A 24108-nucleotide genomic window follows, 5' to 3' on the forward strand; every position below is an offset into this window, starting at 1 on the left:
TACTGTCTTTATTAGAATGTAAATTTAACATTGAAACCTAAGCTTCTGGTAGTCGGCATACCGAATACATCGATACCCTGGTTGTCGTTGCCCGTTGAAAGGACTGCATCCGGATCGAAAGGAGCCGATTTGTGGAAGAAGAATAAGTTACGACCGACAAATGACAACTGTACATCCTGGAAAACCTTCGTTTTCTCCAGCAATCTCTTCGGGAATGTATAGCCTAAAGATAGTTCACGCAGGCGGATATTGGTTGCACTATACATATAATATTCGGTACATCCGTTACGACCGCTGACAGCCGTATAGAATTTATCCGGTTTCACTTGCGTACCTTCCAGGTCTACAAATCCGGCATTACGTGCTGCAGCTGATTCGACGCTCACACCCTTCTGGTCCATATCGGCCTGTGTCTGCGACAAAACATCGCCACCAAAGCGGCCATCGATCAGGAAGTAAAGGCTAAATCCTTTATAAGTCAAGGTATTTCCCCAGCCCAACATAAAATCAGGATTGCTATTACCTACTTTGACCGTATTACCCGAACCGACTACGTTAGGAACCAAATCACCATCCTCATCCTTCGAGAAAACAATTTGGCCTGTCGCTTCGTCGCGTTCGAACGCCTTGCCATAAATATCACCCAGTGCACCACCTTCTACAAGACGCATGGAGTAAGAGGAAGAGAAACCTTCGTCGCCATAGACAAATGTCTTCAGGTCAGGATGAAGTTCGATCACTTTGTTCTTATTCGTTGAGAAGTTGAATGAAGTCTTCCAACGGAAATCTTCTGTCATTACCGGTGTGATACCCAAGCTGATTTCAACACCCTGATTCTGGATGTTACCGGCATTCACATAGTAATATTTATAAGCTGCACCAGCAGAAGAAGGCAAAGTAAACAACTGGTTCTTCGTGTTTGTCTTATAGTAAGTGAAATCGAAGTCCAAACGGTAATCGAAGAATTTCCATTCCGTACCTACTTCCCATGAAGTACTCATTTCAGGTTTCAGTTCATCGAACGGAGCTTTTGAATTCGTCTGGATAGCTCCGCCAGCCACGATCAGGTCGTTGCTTCCGGCAACCGGATTACTGATGAAAAGAGGCAGGTCATTACCTACTTTACTCCATGAACCTCTTACCTTACCGAAGTTGATCCATTCCGGCATCGTCAGCGAGTTATTGATGATCCATGACAAGCCAACCGACGGATAGAAGAAACTGCTGTGTTTTGTATAAGCCAGCGTCGACGACCAGTCGTTACGGGCGGTCAGGTCCAGATATAAACTTTCTTTCCATCCCAGCTGGGCGGTTGCAAAGACAGACTGCATCACACGTTTCTGATCAATCTGCTGGTCGATATAAGAAGCCGTAGACATGATGATGTTAGCTACCGAGAACTGGTTCGGATAATACAGGGAAGCAGTCTTTGAATCCAGCCTCAGGGAGTTGACTGTCGTACTATTAATACTACCACCGATAGCGCCTGTCAAAGCAAAGTCGTCCCATTTCTTATTAAACATAGCCATAAAGTCTCCATAATACAACGTTTCCGTATGATTCAGGTCTATATAACGGCCGTTCGATCCGGCAATAGCCGGTGCAGTCGATGCATACATTTTCTGGTTATATGTATCGTGTGTATAATCGACTGTTCCACGAGCTTGCAGGCTCAACCAATCTGTAATCTTCAGGCTGGCCGTCAAAGAAGTGATGGCACGGGTACGTTTGTCGTTACTTTTAATACGGTTAGTGATCCAATACGGATTCTGTTCCATATCACGTTCGGCATCTGTATACCAGTTTTGTTCCATCAAATTGCGGGTGTCGTTGAAAGTTTCAAAGTTCGTGCGATACTCACCGATATTCTCGCCACGCGGGAAACGGTAAAGACCTACCAACGGGTTCATGTAATAACCACCGGAGGCCGGACGGTTCTTGATACTCTGCGACAGTAAATTCACGTTCGCATCCAGTTTCAGGTAATCATCAAAGAAACTGGTGGTTTCGCGGAAATTCAGGTTATGCTTCTGCATCTTATTATGCTCCACGATACCTTTTGCGGTTGTGTTGGCATATGAGAAATAAGTCTGCATCTTTTCGTTACCGGTCGTAAGAGACAGGGAGTTGATAGCGGTCACTCCATTCTGGAAGAAGTCACCGACATTATCATAAGGGGTCAGACTCCCCTTCGGTCCCCAACTGGTCTTCGTTTCCTTATCCATTCCGTATTCATTCTGAAATTCCGGTAAACTCATGGCATGATCGACCGTCAGGTTGGAAGAGAAAGTGATCTTCTGCACGCCAGCTTTCCCTTTCTTCGTTGTGATCAGGATAACACCGTTGGCTGCTTGCGAACCGTAAAGAGCGGCAGCGGAAGCACCTTTCAGGATACTCATGCTTTCGATATCGTCCGGGTTGAGGTTGGAAATACCATCGCCACCATCACGGTTACCGGCATCTGCCGTACCACCGATTGCGCTGACAGCCTGTTCGTTACTGCTATTCAACATCGGTACACCATCGATTACATATAAAGGTTGGTTGTTTCCGCTTACCGAACGGTTACCACGAATAGATACTTTGGCTGAACCACCCAATCCGGAAGAACTTTTGTTGATCTGAACCCCTGCTGTCTTACCAGCCAGAGCGTTAATCATATTCGGGTCTTTCGCACGTGTCAGCTCATCGCCACCCACCTGCTGGGTCGAATAAGTAAGGGAGGCTTCTTTCTTTTTGATACCCAAAGCCGTGACTACCACTTCTTCGATATTCTGGGTATCTTCTGCCAATTGTACATTCAGAGAAGACTGGCCGGCATATTTAACTTCCTGCGGGTTATATCCGATATAAGATATAACGATAACGGAATTTTGAGGAACGGTCAATGTAAATTTACCATCGATATCGGTAATCGTACCGTTGGTTGTACCTTTTTGCAACACGTTGGCACCGATGATCGGTTCGCCCGTTTTATCAGTAACAACACCTGTTACCGTCTTTCCGGCCTGTTGCATGATCGCTTCCTTTTTATTAAGGATAATTTTTGTGTTTACTACCGTATAAGCGATATCGGAATCACCGAACAGTTTGTTTAGCACATCGAAAATGTTCTTTTCGTCTACTTTTACAGATACTTTACGGCTGGTGTTTACAATGTTGGCATCATAGATAAACGAGAAGTCCGTTTCATTTTCAACGGCTTCGAGCACACTGGCGATCGTACTGTTCGACATATCCAGCGAAAGCGTAGCATTTTGTGCATACGTATTACCCGCTACTGCGATACCAAGACTAAGGAAAAAGAATACAACGCTCAATCTCATAACTAATGGTATTTTTCGGAAGAGAGAATAACTTTTCTTACCGATAATTTCTAAGGTTACAATTTTATTCATAATTTTGTGATGCTTATTATTTAATATAAAGTTAACTATAGCTGCGTCAACAGCTTGGACTTTTACATGCGGGAAGATGCGTCAACATCTTTCTGCATGTTTTTTTGGACTCTTTTTTACTTCCACATAGGCATTCTGATTTAAAAAGGTTCTACACTATTATTTATTCTTTCGATATTTCTATAACAGACATTTCCAAACGATTATCATTCGTTATGACCGGCTTATCGATCTTAAACTTGATATCCGAGGCGAGCTTGATATATTCCATGACCTGCGGCAATTGCTCATTTTTAAACCTTGCGGTAATGATGGCATTCAGCACGTCCCGGTCTTTCACGTTAAACTGTACATTATAATGGCGTCGCAACGTCTTCAGGACCTGCCCCATCGGAGTATTCTTGAAAATGATCTCACCATTACGCCAGGCTACCTTATTATCTGCGTTGACCGAAGTGATAGATAATTTTCCACCTACCCTCGTAAAATCCGCTTTCTCGTCGGGTTTCAGAATCTGATGAACGATTTTACCTCCTGCCTGTGCTATATTCAATTTCACAGAGCCTTCCACCAAAGTTGTGGAAACAACATCGTCATCATTATAGGCAGATACATCGAAACGCGTTCCGAGCACTTCCACAGAATAGACCGGATCGACTTTCACGATAAAAGGCTTTTCCGGATTCTTCGTCACTTCAAAATAACCTTGCCCGGTCAATTCAACCAGCCGGAACTCAGGCCAGAAATTTTCAGGATACTTCAAAGAACTTCCGGCATTCAACCAAACTTTCGATCCGTCAGGCAATTCGAAAGTCGAAACCACTCCGGGATTGGTGCGCACTTCTACCATGCGCACCTTCTCTTTACCCGTCTGCATAAAGAAATAGGCAGATAAAACTAATACCGGAATGAACAGTATCGCTGCAACTCTTTGCATAAACTGTAGGGAGCGGCGGAAACTAACCTTTTTATTTTGTTTACGTACTCTCGATTTGAAACGGACCAAAGCCATTTCGGGATCGACCGATTCCATTACCCGCAAACGGTCAGTCACCTGCAAGGTGAAATAGACCTGTTCCAGTAGTTTCTCGTTCTCGGTCGACTTGGTAACCCAGTCGTCAACCTGGGTACGTTCCTCGTCAGTCAATGTTCCGTCGAGATATTTTATCAGTATGTTTTCGTCTACTATCATCTTTTTTCCTGTTTCTATAATTAATACAATTCAGAAAAAAGATATACTAAACGAAAATGTGATTTTTTTAGAAAAAGTTCAATATCTTTTCCTGCTTCTCGATTGTTATCTAATAAACAGATAGTTATAATAAATAAAAAGCATATGAAAAAGATTGTTTTACTTCGCCACGGAGAAAGCGCATGGAACAAAGAAAACCGGTTTACGGGTTGGACGGATGTTGATCTGACAGAAAAAGGGATTGAAGAAGCATATAAAGCAGGTGAATTACTAAGAAAAGAAGGATATGTGTTTGATAAAGCATACACCTCCTACCTGAAACGTGCCGTCAAAACATTAAATTGCGTACTCGACCGCATGGACCAGGATTGGATTCCGGTAGAGAAAAGCTGGCGTTTGAATGAAAAACATTACGGAGCCTTACAAGGTCTCAACAAAAGCGAGACAGCCGAAAAATATGGTGATGAACAGGTCCTGATCTGGCGCAGAAGTTACGATGTGGCTCCGCATGCATTGAAAGAGGACGATCCGCGTAACCCCCGATTCGAAATACGTTATAAAGATGTACCCGATGCCGAATTGCCACGTACGGAATCACTGAAAGATACTGTCGAACGCATCCTCCCTTATTGGAAAGACGTCATTTTTCCTTCGCTCGAAACTGCCGACCAGATTTTAGTGACAGCCCACGGCAACAGCCTGAGAGGTATTATTAAATATGTACGTAACATACCGGATGAAGAGATCGTACACCTGAATCTTCCGACAGCCGTCCCTTACGTACTCGAATTCGATGACGACCTGAATCTTGTAAAAGATTATTTCCTGGGGGATCCGGAAGAGATCAAAAAACTGATGGAAGCAGTTGCCAACCAGGGGAAAAAAACAAAGAAATAATTATTTATCATAGCTGACGCCCGGAAATATTTCACAAAAACCCGGGCGTTAATTGTTAATTCTTAAAATATTTGTTTAAGTTTGCACTATATCAAAACATTCATATCAGTGATAACAAGCAATGAAGAGACCTTAAATAGACTTAAAGCCGGTGACGAGAGTGTATTCGATGCGGTCTACAAACAATATTATAAAGGGTTATGCGCCTTCGCCTCCCAATATGTAGCCGAGACGGAAACGGAAGAAATCGTACAGGAAGTGATGATGTGGCTTTGGGAAAACCGCGCGATGCTGGTTCCTCAAATGTCCCTCAAATCATTGCTGTTTACTATTGTCAAAAATAAATGCCTGAATAATATAACCCACAATCAAATCAAACAACGGGTACACGAAAAGTTGTATGCCAAATTTGAAAATCAATTCGAAGATCCGGATTTTTACATAGAAGGAGAATTGATCGCCTTGGCAACCAAGGCGATCAGGGAGCTCCCTGAAGAATACCGGAAAGCATTCGAAATGAATCGTTTCGGACATCTAACCTACAACGAAATAGCCGAGCGTACCGGTGTATCACCCAAAACCATCGCTTACCGCATATCACAGTCTTTGAAAATACTACGCACGGAACTGAAAGAATACATGCCGCTTTTTCTAGCTCTCTTACATTGACAACATAGCAATATCGACATTTTGTCCACAAAGCTATCATTTACATTTTAACGCAAATAGCTTCTCATTTTAAACAAAACGATACGTTAAAAAATATTACCCGCTGGGGTATTTTATTTTACCCGGTATATTAATCCGATTTACCCGGTTGGGTAGTGTCATTTTGATAATCGGAAAAACGGAGAATATGACAGGACAATCTTAATCCATCCTTAAACAAAAATAAATGAATCATGTTTAAATAATAAAGTGGCCTCTTTATAAAAAACAACTTAAAATATAACAGTATATGAAACGTACATTTTTAATGATAGCATTTGCCGCACTGGCAACTATCGCATATAGTCAAACCGACGATAAAGGTTACGAAGAAGGAAAATATGTATTGAAAGGCGTATCAGGCCTCAACTTGTCGCAAACAGCGATGACCAACTGGTCAGCCGGAGGTGAAAACTCAGTAGCCGGAAATGCCTACCTGAACGGTTCGCTGACACACAAAAACGGAAACTGGCTCTGGGTGACTAACCTGGTTCTCGATTACGGACTGACAAAAACCAAGTCGCAGGGGATGCGCAAGAGCACCGACAAGATCGGACTTTCCACCCAGCTGGGCTATTCAACGAACAATGTCTGGTTCTATACACTGATGGGCGACCTGAACACACAGTTTGCCAAAGGATACAATTATCCGGACAAGGAACATTATATCTCCAACTTTTTCGCGCCGGCCTATTCCAACGTCTCGCTGGGTATGGAATACCGCCCGAAAAGCAATTATTCGATCTACCTCTCTCCCGTTTCAGCAAAAATGACTTTTGTTGAGGACGATTACCTGTCCGATCTGGGCGCATTCGGTGTCGATCCCGGTGACCGTTTCAAGATCGAATGTGGCGCTTACCTCAAAGCCCGTGCAGAAATGCCGGTGATGGAGAACGTAAGCCTGATCACTACAGCCGATTTTTTCACTCCGTATAGTAATCAGTTCGGAAACATCGATGTCAACTGGGACATGCTCATTAGTATGAAGATCAACAAATTCCTGTCGGCTACGCTCAACACGACACTGAAATACGACAACGACGTGAAAACCTTCGATGACAACGGTACGAAACATGGGGCAAAAGTACAGTTCAAAGAGATACTCGGCGTAGGTCTTGCCTATAATTTTTAGGAATAGAAAGGAGACTGCCTGTGTTTTTAAGAAAAAACCTTCCGCAATCGGTTGCAGTATCCAAAAGAAAGGAGTAAATTTGCACGTCGAAAACAAATATGATTAGAAATGATCGATAAAATTAAAGCTCTGCTTCAGGAAGTAGAGAATATGAAGGCTGCAAATGCCGAAGAGCTGGAAGCTTTACGCATCAAATACCTCAGCAAGAAAGGAGAAATTTCTGCGCTGATGAATGATTTCCGCAACGTTGCGGCTGACCAGAAGCGTGAAGTGGGTAAATTCCTCAACGAGCTGAAAGAAGCTACTCAAAATAAAATCAATGAACTGAAAGAAGGTTTCGACAATGTACAGACCGGAAACGATGACATCGACCTGACGCGTACATCTTATCCTATCGAACTCGGCACACGCCACCCGCTTTCAATCGTTAAAAAGGAAATCTGCGACATCTTCGGACGTCTGGGATTCAGCATTGCTGAAGGTCCTGAAATCGAAGACGACTGGCATGTTTTCTCTTCTTTGAATTTTGCTGAAGACCATCCTGCACGTGATATGCAGGATACGTTCTTCATACAACATAATCCGGATGTGTTATTGCGAACACATACATCATCGGTACAGACTCGTGTGATGGAGACTCAGGAACCTCCTATCCGCATCATCTGCCCCGGACGTGTATATCGTAATGAAGCTATTTCTTATCGCGCACACTGTTTCTTCCACCAGGTAGAAGCCCTGTATGTTGACAAGAATGTCTCATTCGCCGACTTGAAACAGGCATTGCTTTTCTTTGCAAAAGAAATGTTCGGTCCGGAAACGAAAATACGTTTACGCCCCTCCTACTTCCCGTTCACAGAGCCATCTGCTGAGATGGATATTTCCTGTAACCTGTGTGGCGGTAAAGGATGTGCATTCTGTAAACATACCGGTTGGGTAGAAATACTCGGTTGCGGTATGGTAGACCCGAATGTACTCGAAAATTGCGGTATCGACAGCAAAGTTTATACCGGATATGCACTGGGAATGGGTATCGAACGTATTACAAACCTGAAATACCAAGTTAAAGACCTACGAATGTTCTCAGAAAACGATGTTCGTTTCCTGAAACAATTCGAATCAGCCAATTAAATTGAAAACCTAAATCATTTACCATCTTCCCCGGGCCTTTAACCAGCCCGGGGGAAACACACAAGGAGGATGAAATATGATAAAGGTTTTAATTTTAATTACAGGAGGAGCAATCGGATCGGCACTGCGTTATGGAGTTTCCATGTGGGTGCAGCGTTCGTTGCAGTATTCCTTTCCCTTTGGGATACTATCCGTTAATATAATCGGCTCTTTTCTGATCGGCTTCTGCTGGAGTCTTGCCGAAAATTACAACTTCTCAGCCAACACAAGGGCATTTCTTTTCACCGGTCTGTTTGGCGGATTTACAACTTTTTCTTCGTTTGCACTGGATACTATGTCACTGATAAAAATCGGTGATTATAAATTAGCTCTCTTAAACATACTGGCTAGTAACGTTTTAGGACTTATTGCCGTTTTCCTGGGTTTGTTACTCGGAAAAAATGTATTATCTTTAATGAAATAACAGGATGAAAAAAGAGGAACGATATAAAGGTGTATTAGACTGGTTCGAAGCAAACGTACCGGTTGCAGAAACGGAACTTCATTACGACGATCCGTACCAACTGCTTATTGCCGTGATTCTATCAGCTCAGTGCACCGACAAACGAGTGAATATGATTACGCCGGCTTTGTTTAGGGATTTCCCGACAGCAGAAGTGCTGGCAGCTTCCACACCGGAGGTCGTATTTGAATATATCCGTAGTGTCTCCTACCCGAACAATAAATCGAAGCATCTGGTCGGGATGGCCAAAATGCTGATGGCTGATTTCGGCGGCGTAGTCCCTTCGGACATAGACGAGTTGCAAAAGCTGCCCGGCGTAGGACGCAAGACAGCCAATGTGATCGCCTCTGTCGTCTACAACAAACCTGCAATGGCCGTAGACACCCACGTATTCCGTGTCGCCAACCGCATCGGATTGACAAACAACAGCAAAACACCGCTCGAAACAGAAAAAGAACTAGTGAAAAACATCCCGGAGAAACAGATACCTATCGCTCACCACTGGCTGATCCTGCACGGACGATACGTCTGCGTAGCCAGAAAGCCCAAATGTGAGGAATGCGGACTCAAGCCTTGGTGCAAATATTTCCTGAAGGCAAAAATTTAGAGAATGAGAATTTACAGGCGGGAAATAGTGATTATCATCTTAACTGCTCTCGCTACGCTGTCGGCAGTCTACTACTTTTTCGGTGACATGAAAGAGAGTAAAGAACTGGTGCAAACAGATTTATATACCCTGACTGCACCGGAACCGGAAGCGATACTTGCCGTAAACCGTCCTTCCGTTTTTGCCCGGATAATACTAACCAAGGAACCTGTTTACCAGGCATTCGCCTCTAAAATCCCTGAAATATATCTTACTATCATCCGAAAGAATCCGGAAATTGCCTCATTACATCTCTCATTCCATCCGCAAGGTATTGTAATGTATGCAAAAGCGGATAAAAGCATGTCCCGACATATAGAAGAAAATGTTTTAAAAACAGCTTTCAAATCATTCGCTCCTCAACAGCAAACCAAAGGAGGCATCACTTTTACCTATTGCCCGGATGCCGGAAACCGCTTTTTCGGCTACTACCAACATAATGGCGTATGGGTCGCCAGTTACAGCAGGAAATTGCTGGAGGAAGTAGCGGCCATACAAAGAAAGCAGAAAAACAACCAGCCGAAGGAACAAATGTTACTCCGTAAAACACTCGACAGCAATGCTCCGCTTAACCTGATGATACAATCGAAACTGTTAGACTTATATGTGAAAGCGAACGATTCTACCCTATGGAGAATCAGCGACAGATGGCTGGGAGCCGACCTTTTTGAAAGCGAAGGGAATATTTGTTACTTTAGCAGTCTGCCGTATCATGAACCAGCCGACACACTTTTCAAAACGATTGGCGATACACTGTCGGTCAGATTAGAACAACATTTCCCGCAACTTCATATTTCCAGCCAGATTTATGAAGAAAACGGGAAAGTATATTATACCGGTTGCAGTTTGGGAATTTCCAATTGATCATATGCCAGATGAACATGCGGAGGCAACTCTTTTTCTACCTGGCTTTGCAAGCCGATCCGATGGCTCATATGAATCAGATAGGATTCTTTGGGACGGATGCGTCCGATCTGTTCTAATGCTTCTCCCACACTTTCATGCGTCGGATGCTCTTCCCAGCGCAAAGCAGTAATAATCAAAACATCCAATCCTTCCAGTTTGGCATATTCTTCTTCCGGAAGAGATTTCAGGTCGGTCAGGTAGGCCATATTCCCTATCCGGAACCCCAGGATAGGCAGTCTTCCGTGCATTACCCGGATAGGAATTATCTCTATCCCGGCAGCCATAAAAGGTTCTGTCGTCACACGGTGGATTTTTAGATTGGGAACACCCGGATATCTATTTTCGCGGAAAACATACGGGATACGCGTCTCTATGGCTTCAGCCACATTTTCTTCAGTATATATATGTATGTCTCCTTCCCGTCCGAACGGACGCAGGTCATCCAATCCTCCGACATGGTCATAATGTTCGTGTGAGATCAGGACGGCGTCCAGGTGGTATGTTTTACTTTGTATCATTTGCCAGCGGAAATCCGGTCCACAGTCCAGCAAGATACGCTTCCCCTCTGTTTCTACTAATACTGATGTACGCAGGCGCCAGTCGCGGGGATCTTTGCTTGTACAAACTTCACACTGACAGCCTATTTCGGGAACCCCGGTTGAAGTTCCCGTTCCCAGAAATGTAATTTTCATTATCCTACATATTTAACCTCAGGCATTATCTCGATGCCAAAACGATCTTTTACGGCAGTACGGATACTTTCCGCCACCAGAGCAATCTCGTGTCCCCGGGCTTCTCCCAGGTTGACCAGGACCAGTGCCTGTTTTTCATATACGCCGACCGGACCATGCGATTTACCTTTAAAGCCACATTGTTCGATCAACCAGCCGGCAGGAACTTTCACTTTCCCCTCACCAGCCGGATAAGAAGGCATACCGGAATATTGCTCCTTCAGTTTCTCAAACTGTGCAACAGGAATAACCGGATTCATAAAGAAACTGCCGGCATTCCCCAGCTTGTCCGGATCGGGCAGCTTCTCCTGACGGATCGCGATCACGGCCCGGCGGATTGCTTCCAATGTTACTTCCGGACATTTAGCCAGCTCTTCCTTCAGGTTTCCATAGTTGATGGAAAAGGATGGGCGTTTATCCAACCGTATTATTATATATGTAACAATGTGCGGGTCGTTATGTTCGTTTTTGAAATAACTGCTGCGATAGGCATACTGGCATTCTTCGTTCGTAAATATCCGCTTTTCAAAAGTCAACTGGTTGTATGTTTCCACACTTTCTATCACATCTTTTATCTCCGCCCCGTAGGCTCCGATGTTCTGGATAGCGGCAGCGCCAGCTTCACCCGGGATCAGGGAAAGATTTTCTATTCCTCCCCACCCGTTGGCAACGGCATGCGCAACAACATCGTCCCACCTTTCGGCGGCACCGACACGCAGCCAAATATGTTCGTCGGTTTCCTTCTCCACACGGATACCTTTGATGGCCGAGTGCAGGATGATACCGTTGAAGTCATTTATAAACAGCAGATTGCTTCCGCTGCCGATATGCAGCGACAAACACTCCTGAAAATACTCGTCCCGTAGAACCCGTCCTAATTCTTCTTCATTCGTATATTCCATGAACCACCGCGTCTTAACCGGCAGGTGAAATGTATTATGCTTCTCCAGGGAGTAATTCTCTTCTATCCTCATAATATCTGTTTATTTATTGCGGGACAAAAGTAGTAATAATGTGCTAATATGCCAATGTGCCAACATGCCAATTGAGAAATATCTTTATAATTGGCACATTGGCATATTATTATAAGGTATCTACGATTTCACGCTGTTTCGTGAAAAAGATCATCCGCTGTATCTCTCCGCTCTGCGAGATTAAAGTAGAATAGCGTTTCAACGACTGGATCCATTCTTTCTGGGCACGGCAGATTTCCGGATGTTGCGAATCCATATAGTTGATAGCATAAAGACGGAACATGCACAACTGGAAGCTCCCTTTTTCCAGGAATGTATATGTAGCCTCAAAATTGATATTGGAAAGATACAAATAAACTTTGTTACCGTTCGGATATTCCCCCCGGGCAGCAATCTGTTCCATTTCATCCAATAAACGATTCAGTTCCTGTTTCATCACTTCGATATCATCATCGCTCAGCATGTTCAGCCCTGCAAAATACTTGATCTCCCTAACCAACGACTGGAAAATATTATTATCAAGAATCGTATAGGTAGACGGAACCTGGCGGCACTCCTGCATCAGTTTACGCTGGGACTCCAGTATTTTCTCCGTCACAACGATATCCGACATACTTGCAGTGATCTTCATCCCGTTATTCTGATGCATCCACCGGCAAAGACGGAATTTGGTCAGACGCTCATACGGAGAATAAAATGTAAACGGAACGATATTACAAGCGGCACTGAGTACCGATTTGGGATCTTCCTTGGCAAATGTAAATAATTTATGATAACGTTTGAGTATATCATGGTAACTTTCCATCTGACTCATATTATTAGAGACATTCAGATTAAAAACGGCTCCTTCCGCCCGGTTGGTTCCAACGATCTGGTCCAGGGAAATCCCCAGACTCTGAGACAATAATGATACTTCATAAAATGTAAACGGAACCTCCCCACGCAATCGGCGATAAACGGCTTCCTTACCTATAGATATAATATCCATAATATAGTTAGCCAAATTTGTCTCCTCCGGGAGATGTTCCCTCATGGCTTTTATCAGCCCGTTATTCAATGCATCTTTCATAATTATTAGTGTGTTATTTACTATTTCTACTCATATATTCTTCTCACAATACAATAAAAATAAAGTGTGGTCAAATAGCATTAACGCCTTTCTTCGTTTCGATTATCGCAAACCAATGTGAATTAACGTTTTTTGTTTCTAAAATCGTAACAAAAGGCTACAGCTATTGTTTAATAAGAAATGCAAGCAAATTTTGTTGTCTGAAAAAAGACACCATATAAAAAAATCAATGCTTACATTTGCAATGTATATAATCATTAAAAAGAAACACTCATGAACAAAGCAGAACTTATCGAAGCCTTAGCAGATAAGGCAGGGTTACAAAAGCAAAAAGCAAAAAAAGTATTAGATGCTTACATCGAGATTGTAACCGAAAAAATGTCGCAAAAAGAGGAAATTACTCTTATCGGTTTTGGTACTTTAATACCTAGACCGCAAACTAGTCGCCTGGCTCGTAATCCTAAAACGGGTACTCCGGTACAGATTCCAGCTAGAACAACGGTAAAGTTCAAACCCGGTAAATTCTTGCTGGAGGCTATGAACGGCACTGGCGAAAAAAAATAATATGATTTATTTCTTTAACTTCCTTCTTGCTTCGGCAGGAAGGAAGTTTTTTACACCTCCTTTTTCTGTTTACTTTATCATATCTGCAAAAATACATACAGAAATCCACTAAAAAGGGGTGTTTTTAATGAATATCGAAACCGTAAGGTTCTAATTAAACAACCGCAAGCATGTCCCCAATTCAATTATCGCAATTTTAGAATCCGAACAGCACCTCTTGTTTCGGAATGTGAAACTTTTGCCCTATACCTGGAATTTTACAGAGAAACATTTGTATGATGCTCTAATTATATCTAATTTCGACACCGGAAATTTTAGTCTGCATATACAATATAATACACATGAAAATAGTTAATCTCGGAGAGTCAAACTCCATACTGAACAGGTTCGTATCCGAACTTAGAGATGTAAATATCCAGAAGGACAGCCTTCGTTTTCGTAGAAACATTGAACGCATCGGCGAAATCATGGCTTATGAAATCAGCAAAGATTTTGCCTACAGCCAAAAAGATATTCAAACCCCTTTAGGAGTCGCACCGATGAATACACCCGACGACCGGATAGTAATCAGTACGATATTACGTGCAGGACTTCCTTATCACCAGGGATTTTTAAGCTATCTCGATTATGCCGAAAATGCCTTTGTCTCTGCCTATCGCAAATATAAAGACCGTCTGAACTTTGACATTCACATCGAATATATCGCATCCCCGAGACTGACAGAGAAAACATTGATCATCACCGACCCGATGCTAGCCACCGGAAGTTCCATGGAACTGGCCTATGAAGCATTGTTGACCAAAGGACATCCTTCGCATATCCATGTGGCCTCCATCATCGCCAGCAAACAGGCAATAGAATATCTGCAAAGAAAAATGCCGGATGACAAAACAACGATTTGGATCGCCGCACTGGATGACGAACTGGACGATCATTCCTACATCATCCCCGGCCTGGGAGATGCCGGAGATCTTGCTTACGGAGAAAAAGAATAAAAGAATATTTTATCGGGGTAAGGAGAACCAAAAGCAGGAACCTTTTCCGGGCTCAGAACTTACTCCGATTTTTCCTTTCTGCTGTTCGACAATACTTTTGCAGATAGAAAGTCCCAACCCTGTACCTTGCTTAAAGTCATTTCCCTTATAAAAGCGGTCGAAGACATGAGCCTGCACTTCTTCACTCATCCCCTCTCCCGTATCCGTCACCGTAAAGACAACTTCATCAGGCTTTATTTCATAACCCAACATGATAGAACCTTTATCCGTGTGCTTGATCGCATTGTTTATGAAGTTGGAAAACAACTGGTTCAGGCGCACAGGATCGAAATCAAAAGTACAAGGCGACAAATCCGGCTGACTGCCAAGCACAACCCCCTCATGAAGTTTGATACTCAGCGACTTAACCAGATCATCCAAAAATTCTTTGAGCTCAATACGACTCGGTTTGAACTCAATTGTATTCGCTTCTATCTTAGCCAGATCCAGCACATCAGAGATCAACTGCAACAAAAGTTCATTATTCTTCTGAATAATCTCTACAAACTGCGACTGTTCCTCTTTATCATCCGTATCGACCAGTAAAGTAGAAAAGCCGACAATCGCATTCAGCGGAGTTCGGATCTCATGGCTCATATTTGCCAGGAAAGCAGACTTCAAGCGATCCAGTTCTTCTGCCTTTTCACGCTGTTGTTCAGTTTCTTTCAATTCCGTGATATCGTAATTCACACAGATCATTTCCAGTTTATCCGGATCATTCGACTGAGGGTTACGCATCACATTTACGCGTATCCACTTCCAACCGGAATCCGTCTTGATACGCAATTCCTTGCGGATACTGGTTGCCTCCCCTCTCTTAACCCGGTCAAAGAAGTCCATCATCACTTTACGGTCTTCCGGATGCACGGCGCTATATACACCAATAATCTGCTCCAACGGCGTGCCATCTTGTTCCCCCAGATTTTGATACCACTGGCTGATGGCATATCCTTCACGTGTCAGCAAATCGAATTTGGCATATCCTACTTTCGCATAATGACTAACCAGGGTGAAGAAATATTCAAACTCCTCAATACGGTTATAAGCGACCATCTTATCCGTATTATCCAGATTAATGAATAGGTAATTGATCAGTTCACCTTTACTGTCATAAAGCATACTAACCTTAGTTATCAAGTCTATAACTCCGTTTTTCTTCGTCGGATAATACCCATTGGATATAATATCGCTAAAAGAATAAGTCAGGCGGAAAGAGACAGGTTTCCTCTTTCTCATCTTTTCCAGTACATCAGGGGGAATCTGAGGATTATCAAAGATGTTAACACCTAGGGCCTCTTTTTTCGAACCGAGTCCAAAAATATCTACATCCTTATTATTCATATCGACAAGATATCCGTCCTTATCATACAACTCTATGCCGACCGGTATATTCGTATAAATATTACGCAACAACTTTCCACTATGGTCGAGCGCTTCGTTGATTCTCGCCATTTTTGTAATAATACTGATAATATTGGCGATGGACGAAAGCCATTGATAGTCTTCCAGCGTCCATATGCGATATTTATCTACAATATCGATCCCGATATATCCCAAAGCTTTTTTCTTTATGATCAAAGGAATCAGAACAAACGAAAGCACTCCTCTCTTCTGCAAATACATTTTTTCAGATTCCGCATCTTCCGGCAACTCGTTCAGATTGTTTATCATCACCGGATAAAGATTCCGTATTTTCCGTGTCGACCAAACCAGCGTGGAGACCGGTATATTCTGCAATGAGGAACGGACAGCGGCAACACCTTTGCTGCAAACTTCATACGTACAACTAAGCGTCTGCTTGTCATCACTGTATTCCATGATACAGGCACGCCCCTTTGTATCGATCGAAAAGAGAATTTCAGTCAGCACCAACTGGATAGATTCAACCAAATCGTTTGTCTGGATAAAAGAATGTAAGGCACGCGAAATACTCCCCAAATGCCTTAACAAACCATCTACCTGGCTGCCTTCCGTTGCCGGTTTATTCGTTTCTTCCTCGCTATATGGCACCAACTGAAGAATGCCTAACACATAAACACGTCCGGAAGGTTCGATCTCCCGCTTGCAAATTTTAGAACGAACAAACTTAAAGCCATAACAAGTCTTGATCGGAAATATCTGTTCGTAAATACCGACCTCCCTGAAATAAGCAAATTCATTGGCAATCCGGGCTCTATAATCTTCACGTATCAACTGGAGGAAATCTCTGGTCGGAATAATTTTATCTTTCAGTTCCAACAAACTGACCAGATAATCCGAACATATATAGACTCTCTTATCAAAGTCAATTTCCCACCAACCGACTTGCGCCGTGTCCAGCAATAATTTATATTGAGCTGTATCCATTTTTTTAATACTAGTAAGCAACAAAATTCGTTATAATAAATCAGACCAGCAAATTTTATTTCTGTTTATATTCAACGGTTTTCAAAGATTCACACAAAAAAGCGGAGACCAGTAAAAACCAATCCCCGCTTCCTTTCAGACTATATAGTCTGTTATTTCAATTCTTTTATACGGATATTACGGAATTTCACAGGAGAACCATGTCCCAGGAACCCGATATGTCCTTTCTTATTGAACAAGCCCGGATGTTCCTTACCGTCAGGAGTACCGTTCTTTACAGCGTCGCGAATGTTACCTTCCAATATCACTACACCATTAACTGTCACCTTGATATTATCTCCGTTTGCAACAATCTCTTCCTCATTCCATTCACCGACAGGCTTAAACGCTTTGTGGTGATCGGCATTCGTCGGGATGATGCCATAAACAGAACCATGATGCTGATATTTGGTAATATTCTTATAGATCGGATGTTCACAATCCAGAATCTGGATTTCCATACCTACATAAGCGGCATCACCTTCCATCGGAGTACGGATACCGACTCCGTTATTGGCTCCCGGTGTCAGCTGGAACTCGAAACGATAAATAAAGTTCCCGAATTCGTCCTTTGTATACAGGTTCCCACCATAGCTCTTGCTCGGTATCATGGAAATACAACCGTCTTCCATCGTATAATCTACCGTGTTACCAGTCCACTGATGCATATTTGTTCCGTCAAACAATAGTTTGAAACCTTCTTTCTGTTCTTCGGCAGATAATTTGTAAGGTTCTTTACGTTCCAGTTCCTTTACATATATATTACGGTAGTAAACCTTGCTGCCATGAGCCTGCAATTCGATCTGTTCAACCGGGAAGATCGGCTGCTTGCGATCCCAATAGTTTTCAAGGATCACATCATCCACCACCTTCTCTCCGTTCAGAATAACTGTTACGCGGTCACCAACCATCTTGATATAGAAGCTGTTCCATTCGCCCAGCTTGTTATCAGCCACTTTAGACGGCTTGCTTTCATTTACCGAGTTATTATACAGACCACCTGAACCTACCTGGGCACCCACATTCACACGTGAAGTATCCCAGATCTGCACCTGAGGCGTTCCGCGCAAATAGATACCGGCATCGGCTTCAGGACCTGCGGGATCAAGCATCCAGTCTACGTACATTTCAAAATCACCATATTGTTTATCCGTACACAGGTTATCACCTTTACCGTTGAAGACAAGCATACCATCATTCACACTCCAGCCGCTACGCATAATCTCGTCAGCCTTTTCCTGAGCTTTCTCCAGCTGGGCCGGTTTCATTTTCGCACGGGCAATCGGGTTCTGTACCAATCCTTTCCAGCCCGACAAATCTTTGCCGTTAAAGATAGAAATGAAACCTTCTCCCTGCGGCATTTCAGCCAGATGCTTCTTGATAGCTTCCTTCTGATAACCGGCATCCGGATTGTCGAGTACCTGCATTACCTTGTTCAACAATTCACGTACATTGGCTCCATAATATTCCTTATTACCCAAAGCTATATTCATAACAGCATTGGCGGCAGCCTGCTGAACAGGTTTCTGATTCAGGAATTCGCCGGCATAGAGCATACCCAGGAAGGTGCCTGTCCGTTCAACCTGTTTCAGAATTATATTTTTCTGTTCATCTGTCTTTGCCACTTCCATCGCTTTACGCAAACTCAGCAGACGATTCTCACCTGTAAATGCAGGATTTGAAACCAGCTTAACGTATGCTTTCAATGCACGATCCAAATAAGCAGAAGAAGAAGCATCTTTACAGATAGCATACAATTCGTCGGCAGCCTCAATACCTTTCCAGTTCAACAACGCTTCGAAAGCAGCATCGCGAGCAGCGCCCGATCCCTTATGGAAACCGTCTACGATAGTAGCCAATGCATCTTTCTCACCGGTTGTCGCCAGAACGATATAATACAAATATTTCTTGCTCTCGCCAGCCTGAAGCATACGGCGGGTGATCGTTTCTTTTTGTTTCGCAGGAGACATGGAAGAAATAGCAGAGATAACAGCCTGTTGGATCGGAGCAACGGCCGATGCATCCGCTGTTTCCAGCATACCGCACAAATTAACCAGATCGCCTTCCGACACAACATCTTTCAACGCTGTATAAGCAGCTTTTTTCACTTCCGGTGAACCGGACTTGATCAGTTCGAGCACTGTAGTCAGGTTAGCAGTCGCTTTACGCATCGCCAACAACTCAGCACCGGCAATCTTACCGGCATCCGTAGCAGACGGAATGGCACGGGCAACAGCCTGGTCGATATCACCATTGAATGCAGCCAAGGCATCCTGTCCCAGCAAGATTACATCTTTATTGTCGCTGGTCAGCAGTTCAGCAAGCACAGGTATCACCTGCTTGTCACCGATCTTCACCAATGTCCATACGGTTGCCTGTTTTACGTCGAAGTTGCTGTCTTTCAACTGAGCCAGCAGCACCTGCATGGCAGTCAGGTCAAAACGGAGTTCCAAACTCTTGATCACATCATGTTTTGACGGGCATTTGGCTTCACGGCCGATCCAGTTGATAATATCGACTTTCACTTCCGGTTTTGCCTTCTGCATTGCTTTCATGACTTCGATATAAACTTCCTTATTGGCAAAGTCGGAAGCAAAGTTCAATGCAGCATTCCGATATTCCTTATTGCCATCCTTCAAAGCGGAAAGCAGCAATTTGGTACTGTTTTCTTTCTTCAGTGACAGAAGGATTTGCAAAGCAGCATCACGGGTCTGCGTCTGATTAGCCTTGGTAGCTTTCTTCAGCAGGTCGTTGGCCGCTTTTTCCACTTCTTTCACATCGCCCTGTGCGGCAACACGTTTCAATAAAGCGATATAGGCTTCGTTCGCATTCGTTTTGGTCATTGTGTAACCCGATGCGGCGGCAGCTTCAGCCATATCTTTGATGGAAGCCTTGCTTCCCACACGGCTTAATGAGTGCAGGACAGCCTTTTGCATACTTTCATCGCCCGAACCCAGCAGCGCCTTCAGCAATTCTTCCGAATCAGCCACCTGCGCTTCGCCGATTGCTACGATGATATCTTTTTGTGTCTTCGGAGTACCCATACGGCGCATCAGACCAGCCTTCAACGCTTTGCCGGCATTTTCAGAACCGATAGCAGCCAGTGCACGTGAAGCCGGGCCACTCAGACTTTCATCACCCAGGTAAGCCGACAACGCATCGATACATTCATCCTGTCCCAATATCTGTAACTGGCGGATGATAAACGCTTTCGTTTCGCGTTCAGTCACCAGGTCAAGCGCTTTCAGATAAGCGTTAGCCGTAGCCAAACGGGCGCTTTCTTCCCCTTTCGCCATCACATAATGGGTCAGGCCGCTCAACGCGTAATCCACTTGTGCATTGCTTCCCTTTCCGGGAGCATTTATCATGTTGACCAACATCAGTACCCCTTCTTCGCCGGTACCTTTCAGGTCATTGATCATTTTATTGTATTCAGCCTGTTTCTCAGCAGGCATCTGTGCCAATACGTCAGCCGCAATTGTTTTAGCTGTACGGTTCGCCGGAGATTGGGCCATCAGTACGCTGCCGAATAATAGCAAGCTGGCAATCGATATATATGCTTTTCTCATTGTCTATAATTTTATAATTCTCCCCTAATTTTCAATTCTCAATTTTCAATTATTAATTATCAAATGTTCCAGGGTGAACGCATCGGCTGATCCAGCAGACGGTTAGCGGCCTCGTCATTGATAAATTCCAGTTTCACAGGATCGAACTCTAATGTACGATTCAGACGAAGTGCCGTAGCACCCATATTCACGATCGTAGCCGAGCGGAAGCCATTCCGTTCATTCAGGGCAAAAGGCTGGCGTGTTTTCACACATTCGATAAAGTCTGTCACCTGAGGTTCAGGTTCCGGATAATCGGCCAGTTTCTTTTCCCAATCAGGGATATCACATACAAAATTCTTATAGACATTACCGTTCGGACCAGAGATATACGGAGTATTAGGATCTCCGAAGTCGCCACCCCAAAGGACGATCTGGCAACCGTCATCATAGGTATAGGTAATAGAGCGCCATGTTCCTACGGCATCCGGATGCTGTTGCGGAGCATCCACTTCCACTTTCACAGGGCTTGTATTGTCTTTTCCGAGGAAATACTGTACCGGGTCGATATAATGCTGTCCCATATCTCCCAATCCGCCGCCGTCATAATCCCAGTATCCGCGGAAAGTACCGTGAACACGGTGTGCATTATAAGGTTTATAAGGAGCCGGACCTAACCACATGTCATAATCCAGTTCGGAAGGAACTGTTTGCGGTTCGAGATATTCTTTACCTACCCAGTAGAACTTCCAGTCGAAACCGGTATGTTTACTGATCGTCACCTTCAACGGCCAGCCGAGCATACCGCTCTGAACCAGTTTTTTCAACGGTTTAACGGGAGTACCCAATCCATAGAAAGGGTCAGCAAAACGGAACCAGGTATTCAGACGGAACATACGTCCGTTCTGTTTCACCGCTTCCATCACCCGTTTACCTTCACCGATCGTACGTGTCATCGGCTTTTCACACCAGATATCTTTTCCCGCCTTGGCAGCCTCTACCGACATGATTCCATGCCAATGAGGAGGTGTAGCGATGTGTACGATATCTACGTTCGGGTCCAGAATCAAATCGCGAAAGTCATGATAAGCGGCAATTTTTTCCTTTACCAATTGTTTTCCTAATTCAAGATGTTTCTTGTCAACATCACAAACGGCCACCAGGCGCGTTCCGGCATAGTTCACGTGACCGCGTCCCATCCCGCCTGTACCGATAATACCTTTAGTCAACTGATCGCTTGGAGCGATAAAGCCTTTCCCAAGCACGTGGCGCGGCACAATCGTAAAGGCCGCAATTCCTCCAAGGGTTTTAAGGAAGTCCCTTCTGTTTGTTCTCATAGTACAAATTAATATAATATTGATTAGCAATTTTATTGATTTTTTCCGCTTAAAAAAGACGTTAGAAAGATTAATTGCCTCCTAACGTCTCACAAAGATATTATTTATCCCATAATTTTCGCAAATATTTACGAGTTTTTATGACATAATCGTTCAAGACTGTTCATTCCATAGTCGGGTTGAACTTTCCTCCCCAATTGTTATTTTGTTCGAGATTAGGATTTTCCAATATTTTACTTTCCTGGATCGGGAAAAAATAATACGATTCCTGAATCAAAAATTTATTCTCGGCTATGGCACTGATCGGCACCATTCTAAGAATATATTTAAAATTATCGGGAGTCAACGAATATGTCTTGGCTTTCCGGGTAGCTTCGGCAATATCCATTTCTGAACCGTCTTCATTGATAGCAATGGCCTCGACTCCATATTTTTGCAGTCCGTTTAACTGCATCATATTACGGGTTCTACGAAGATCCATAAAACGATGCCCTTCAAAACATAATTCTACATTGCGTTCATCAAGAATAGCCTGCCGGATCTCTTCACGATTAGCAACTTTCAATCCATACAACCCATTTTCGCCGGCTTCGATACCTGCACGTTTACGAATTTGCTTCAGCATATCTACAGCCACATCCTGATGGTCCGTTTCATTGGCCACCTCCGCATAGATAAACATGACTTCAGCCAATCTCATAAACGGATAATCATGATCATACGTAGATACCAAATCCTGACTCAAAGACAAATCAGATCCTTTACGCACATACATGCCGCTAATAGCATCATTCTGTGTAGCAGTGCTGCCCACATTGGGATTGATTCCATATGAATCTTCTCTGACAGCTATACCGACCGAAGTATATTGGCGATATCCTGAAGCCGTTCCCGACACCGGATATAAATCCGCATTATACAGGATACAATCCTCAAATCGGGGATCCCGATTTTGCCAGAATTTCTGTAAAAAGTCAGATTCAGCACCTGCATAATATTTACCGGCCGGATCATCAAACCGCTTTCCATCCAACATCGGAAACGCTTTTACCATATCCCAGGTCGGAGTATTACCGGCATTACTACGACTCAAAGAAGAGGGACGAATCGTGTTTTCCCAATTGGCCGTTTTATCCGGATTACTATAGATAATAGGAAAAACGACCTCGGAGTTGCCGTCCACCAACCAGTTATCTGCATAATTCGCAGTCAGTTTAATCCCCTGAGCTATACAGAAATCGTATGCCTCCTTCGCCGCCGTATAAGCTTCGTTCCAATATTTATTATCATACATATTACTTGGGTTAAACTGCGGAGAAGCCTTATAGAGCAACATCTTTGCCTTATAAGCCTTAGCAAAACACTGGTCTATACGCCCATAATCGTTACCGGTTGCTTTGGCCGGAAGCAACGCAATAGCATCATCCAGGTCCTTAATTATTAAATCAAAACACTCTGCCGTGGAAGTACGAGTCACATACAAATCATCTTCATCCTTATCCTGGGCTTTTGTAATATACGGCATACCTCCATGATAAACAACCATTTCACCATACTGATATGCTCTCATAAACAACATTTGTCCCGTCAGGCTATTCTTAACAGATTCGGTACATCCTCCCTCTGCCAGATACTCAAGTCCTAAATTTATATTACGGATATTGGTATAATTCCATCGTTTATAACCACTACCCGACGTTGTAATAGTACTCAACATAAACGGAATACCCGTTTGCTGCTCAGCTGTATTATCCGCACTTGTAGACCAACCGCTAAAGATATCGCCATAGAGATCAGTCACATAAGCAGTTGCTAAGTTGTCATCATTCCAAACCAGGTCTGCATCATAGTTCCACAAGTTCGAGATATCCAAACTATTGCATCCATTGACCAGCAATATAGTTGCCAAACCAATCGATAATTGTTTTATTTTATTCAGTTTCATATTTTTTTAATT

The 24108-nt window shown here is 43.5% G+C and carries 18 protein-coding genes; 9 read left to right on the plus strand and 9 right to left on the minus strand.

Going from position 1 to position 24108, the window contains the following annotated elements:
• Positions 1-11 precede the first annotated feature (11 nt).
• Positions 12-3398: a TonB-dependent receptor gene (locus C825_RS19715; protein WP_010799850.1), complete on the minus strand. Its 3387-nt coding sequence runs from the start codon at positions 3396-3398 to the stop codon at positions 12-14.
• A gap of 163 nt (positions 3399-3561) precedes the next feature.
• Positions 3562-4590, minus strand: coding sequence for a FecR family protein (locus C825_RS19720; protein WP_010799851.1), 1029 nt, complete (start codon positions 4588-4590; stop codon positions 3562-3564).
• 144 nt (positions 4591-4734) lie between these two features.
• Between C825_RS19720 and gpmA the strand changes: the two genes are divergently transcribed.
• From gpmA to C825_RS19755, 7 genes are all read left to right on the plus strand, one after another.
• Entirely contained in the window at positions 4735-5487 is a 753-nt protein-coding gene (gene gpmA / locus C825_RS19725; RefSeq protein WP_010799852.1) for a 2,3-diphosphoglycerate-dependent phosphoglycerate mutase, read from the plus strand.
• 108 nt (positions 5488-5595) lie between these two features.
• Positions 5596-6156 carry an RNA polymerase sigma-70 factor gene (locus C825_RS19730; RefSeq protein ID WP_007652962.1) on the plus strand — a complete coding sequence of 187 codons (561 nt, stop codon included), beginning with the start codon at positions 5596-5598 and terminating at the stop codon, positions 6154-6156.
• A gap of 289 nt (positions 6157-6445) precedes the next feature.
• Positions 6446-7327 (plus strand): DUF3078 domain-containing protein, encoded by an 882-nt coding sequence (locus C825_RS19735; RefSeq protein WP_007652960.1) that lies wholly within the window; start codon positions 6446-6448, stop codon positions 7325-7327.
• Positions 7328-7435: 108 nt separating this feature from the next.
• Positions 7436-8455, plus strand: coding sequence for a phenylalanine--tRNA ligase subunit alpha (gene pheS / locus C825_RS19740; protein ID WP_007652959.1), 1020 nt, complete (start codon positions 7436-7438; stop codon positions 8453-8455).
• Between the two features lie 76 nt (positions 8456-8531).
• Entirely contained in the window at positions 8532-8918 is a 387-nt protein-coding gene (gene crcB, locus C825_RS19745; RefSeq protein WP_007652957.1) for a fluoride efflux transporter CrcB, read from the plus strand.
• 4 nt (positions 8919-8922) lie between these two features.
• Positions 8923-9564 (plus strand): endonuclease III, encoded by a 642-nt coding sequence (gene nth / locus C825_RS19750; protein WP_007652955.1) that lies wholly within the window; start codon positions 8923-8925, stop codon positions 9562-9564.
• A gap of 3 nt (positions 9565-9567) precedes the next feature.
• Positions 9568-10467 (plus strand): hypothetical protein, encoded by a 900-nt coding sequence (locus C825_RS19755; protein WP_010799853.1) that lies wholly within the window; start codon positions 9568-9570, stop codon positions 10465-10467.
• Here the strand turns inward: C825_RS19755 and C825_RS19760 are convergent.
• From C825_RS19760 to C825_RS19770, 3 genes are all read right to left on the minus strand, one after another.
• Positions 10434-11201 (minus strand): MBL fold metallo-hydrolase, encoded by a 768-nt coding sequence (locus C825_RS19760; RefSeq protein ID WP_010799854.1) that lies wholly within the window; start codon positions 11199-11201, stop codon positions 10434-10436. The genes C825_RS19755 and C825_RS19760 overlap by 34 nt on opposite strands.
• On the minus strand, positions 11201-12214 hold the full coding sequence (murB, locus tag C825_RS19765; RefSeq protein WP_010799855.1) for a UDP-N-acetylmuramate dehydrogenase: 1014 nt from the start codon (positions 12212-12214) through the stop codon (positions 11201-11203). Before murB ends, C825_RS19760 begins: the two co-directional genes overlap by 1 nt.
• A gap of 109 nt (positions 12215-12323) precedes the next feature.
• Complete coding sequence (locus C825_RS19770; RefSeq protein WP_007652951.1) at positions 12324-13283, minus strand: hypothetical protein; 960 nt, start codon at positions 13281-13283, stop codon at positions 12324-12326.
• A 273-nt stretch (positions 13284-13556) separates the two neighbouring features.
• Here C825_RS19770 and C825_RS19775 point away from each other — a divergent pair, with 273 nt between their 5' ends.
• Together C825_RS19775 and upp are read left to right on the plus strand one after the other, a co-directional pair.
• Positions 13557-13847, plus strand: a complete 291-nt coding sequence (locus tag C825_RS19775; RefSeq protein WP_007652950.1) for an HU family DNA-binding protein — start codon at positions 13557-13559, stop codon at positions 13845-13847.
• Between the two features lie 341 nt (positions 13848-14188).
• Positions 14189-14842 carry a uracil phosphoribosyltransferase gene (upp, locus tag C825_RS19780; protein ID WP_007652949.1) on the plus strand — a complete coding sequence of 218 codons (654 nt, stop codon included), beginning with the start codon at positions 14189-14191 and terminating at the stop codon, positions 14840-14842.
• Positions 14843-14851: 9 nt separating this feature from the next.
• Here the strand turns inward: upp and C825_RS19785 are convergent, their stop codons facing one another.
• From C825_RS19785 to C825_RS19800, 4 genes are all read right to left on the minus strand, one after another.
• Complete coding sequence (locus tag C825_RS19785; protein WP_010799856.1) at positions 14852-17227, minus strand: ATP-binding protein; 2376 nt, start codon at positions 17225-17227, stop codon at positions 14852-14854.
• A 152-nt stretch (positions 17228-17379) separates the two neighbouring features.
• Positions 17380-20835 (minus strand): DUF1080 domain-containing protein, encoded by a 3456-nt coding sequence (locus C825_RS19790; RefSeq protein ID WP_010799857.1) that lies wholly within the window; start codon positions 20833-20835, stop codon positions 17380-17382.
• Between the two features lie 59 nt (positions 20836-20894).
• Complete coding sequence (locus tag C825_RS19795) at positions 20895-22151, minus strand: Gfo/Idh/MocA family oxidoreductase (protein ID WP_010799858.1); 1257 nt, start codon at positions 22149-22151, stop codon at positions 20895-20897.
• Positions 22152-22314: 163 nt separating this feature from the next.
• Positions 22315-24096 (minus strand): RagB/SusD family nutrient uptake outer membrane protein, encoded by a 1782-nt coding sequence (locus tag C825_RS19800; protein ID WP_010799859.1) that lies wholly within the window; start codon positions 24094-24096, stop codon positions 22315-22317.
• Positions 24097-24108 lie beyond the last annotated feature (12 nt).

It is taken from the genome of Parabacteroides sp. ASF519 (genome assembly GCF_000364265.2).
Classification (GTDB): domain Bacteria; phylum Bacteroidota; class Bacteroidia; order Bacteroidales; family Tannerellaceae; genus Parabacteroides; species Parabacteroides goldsteinii.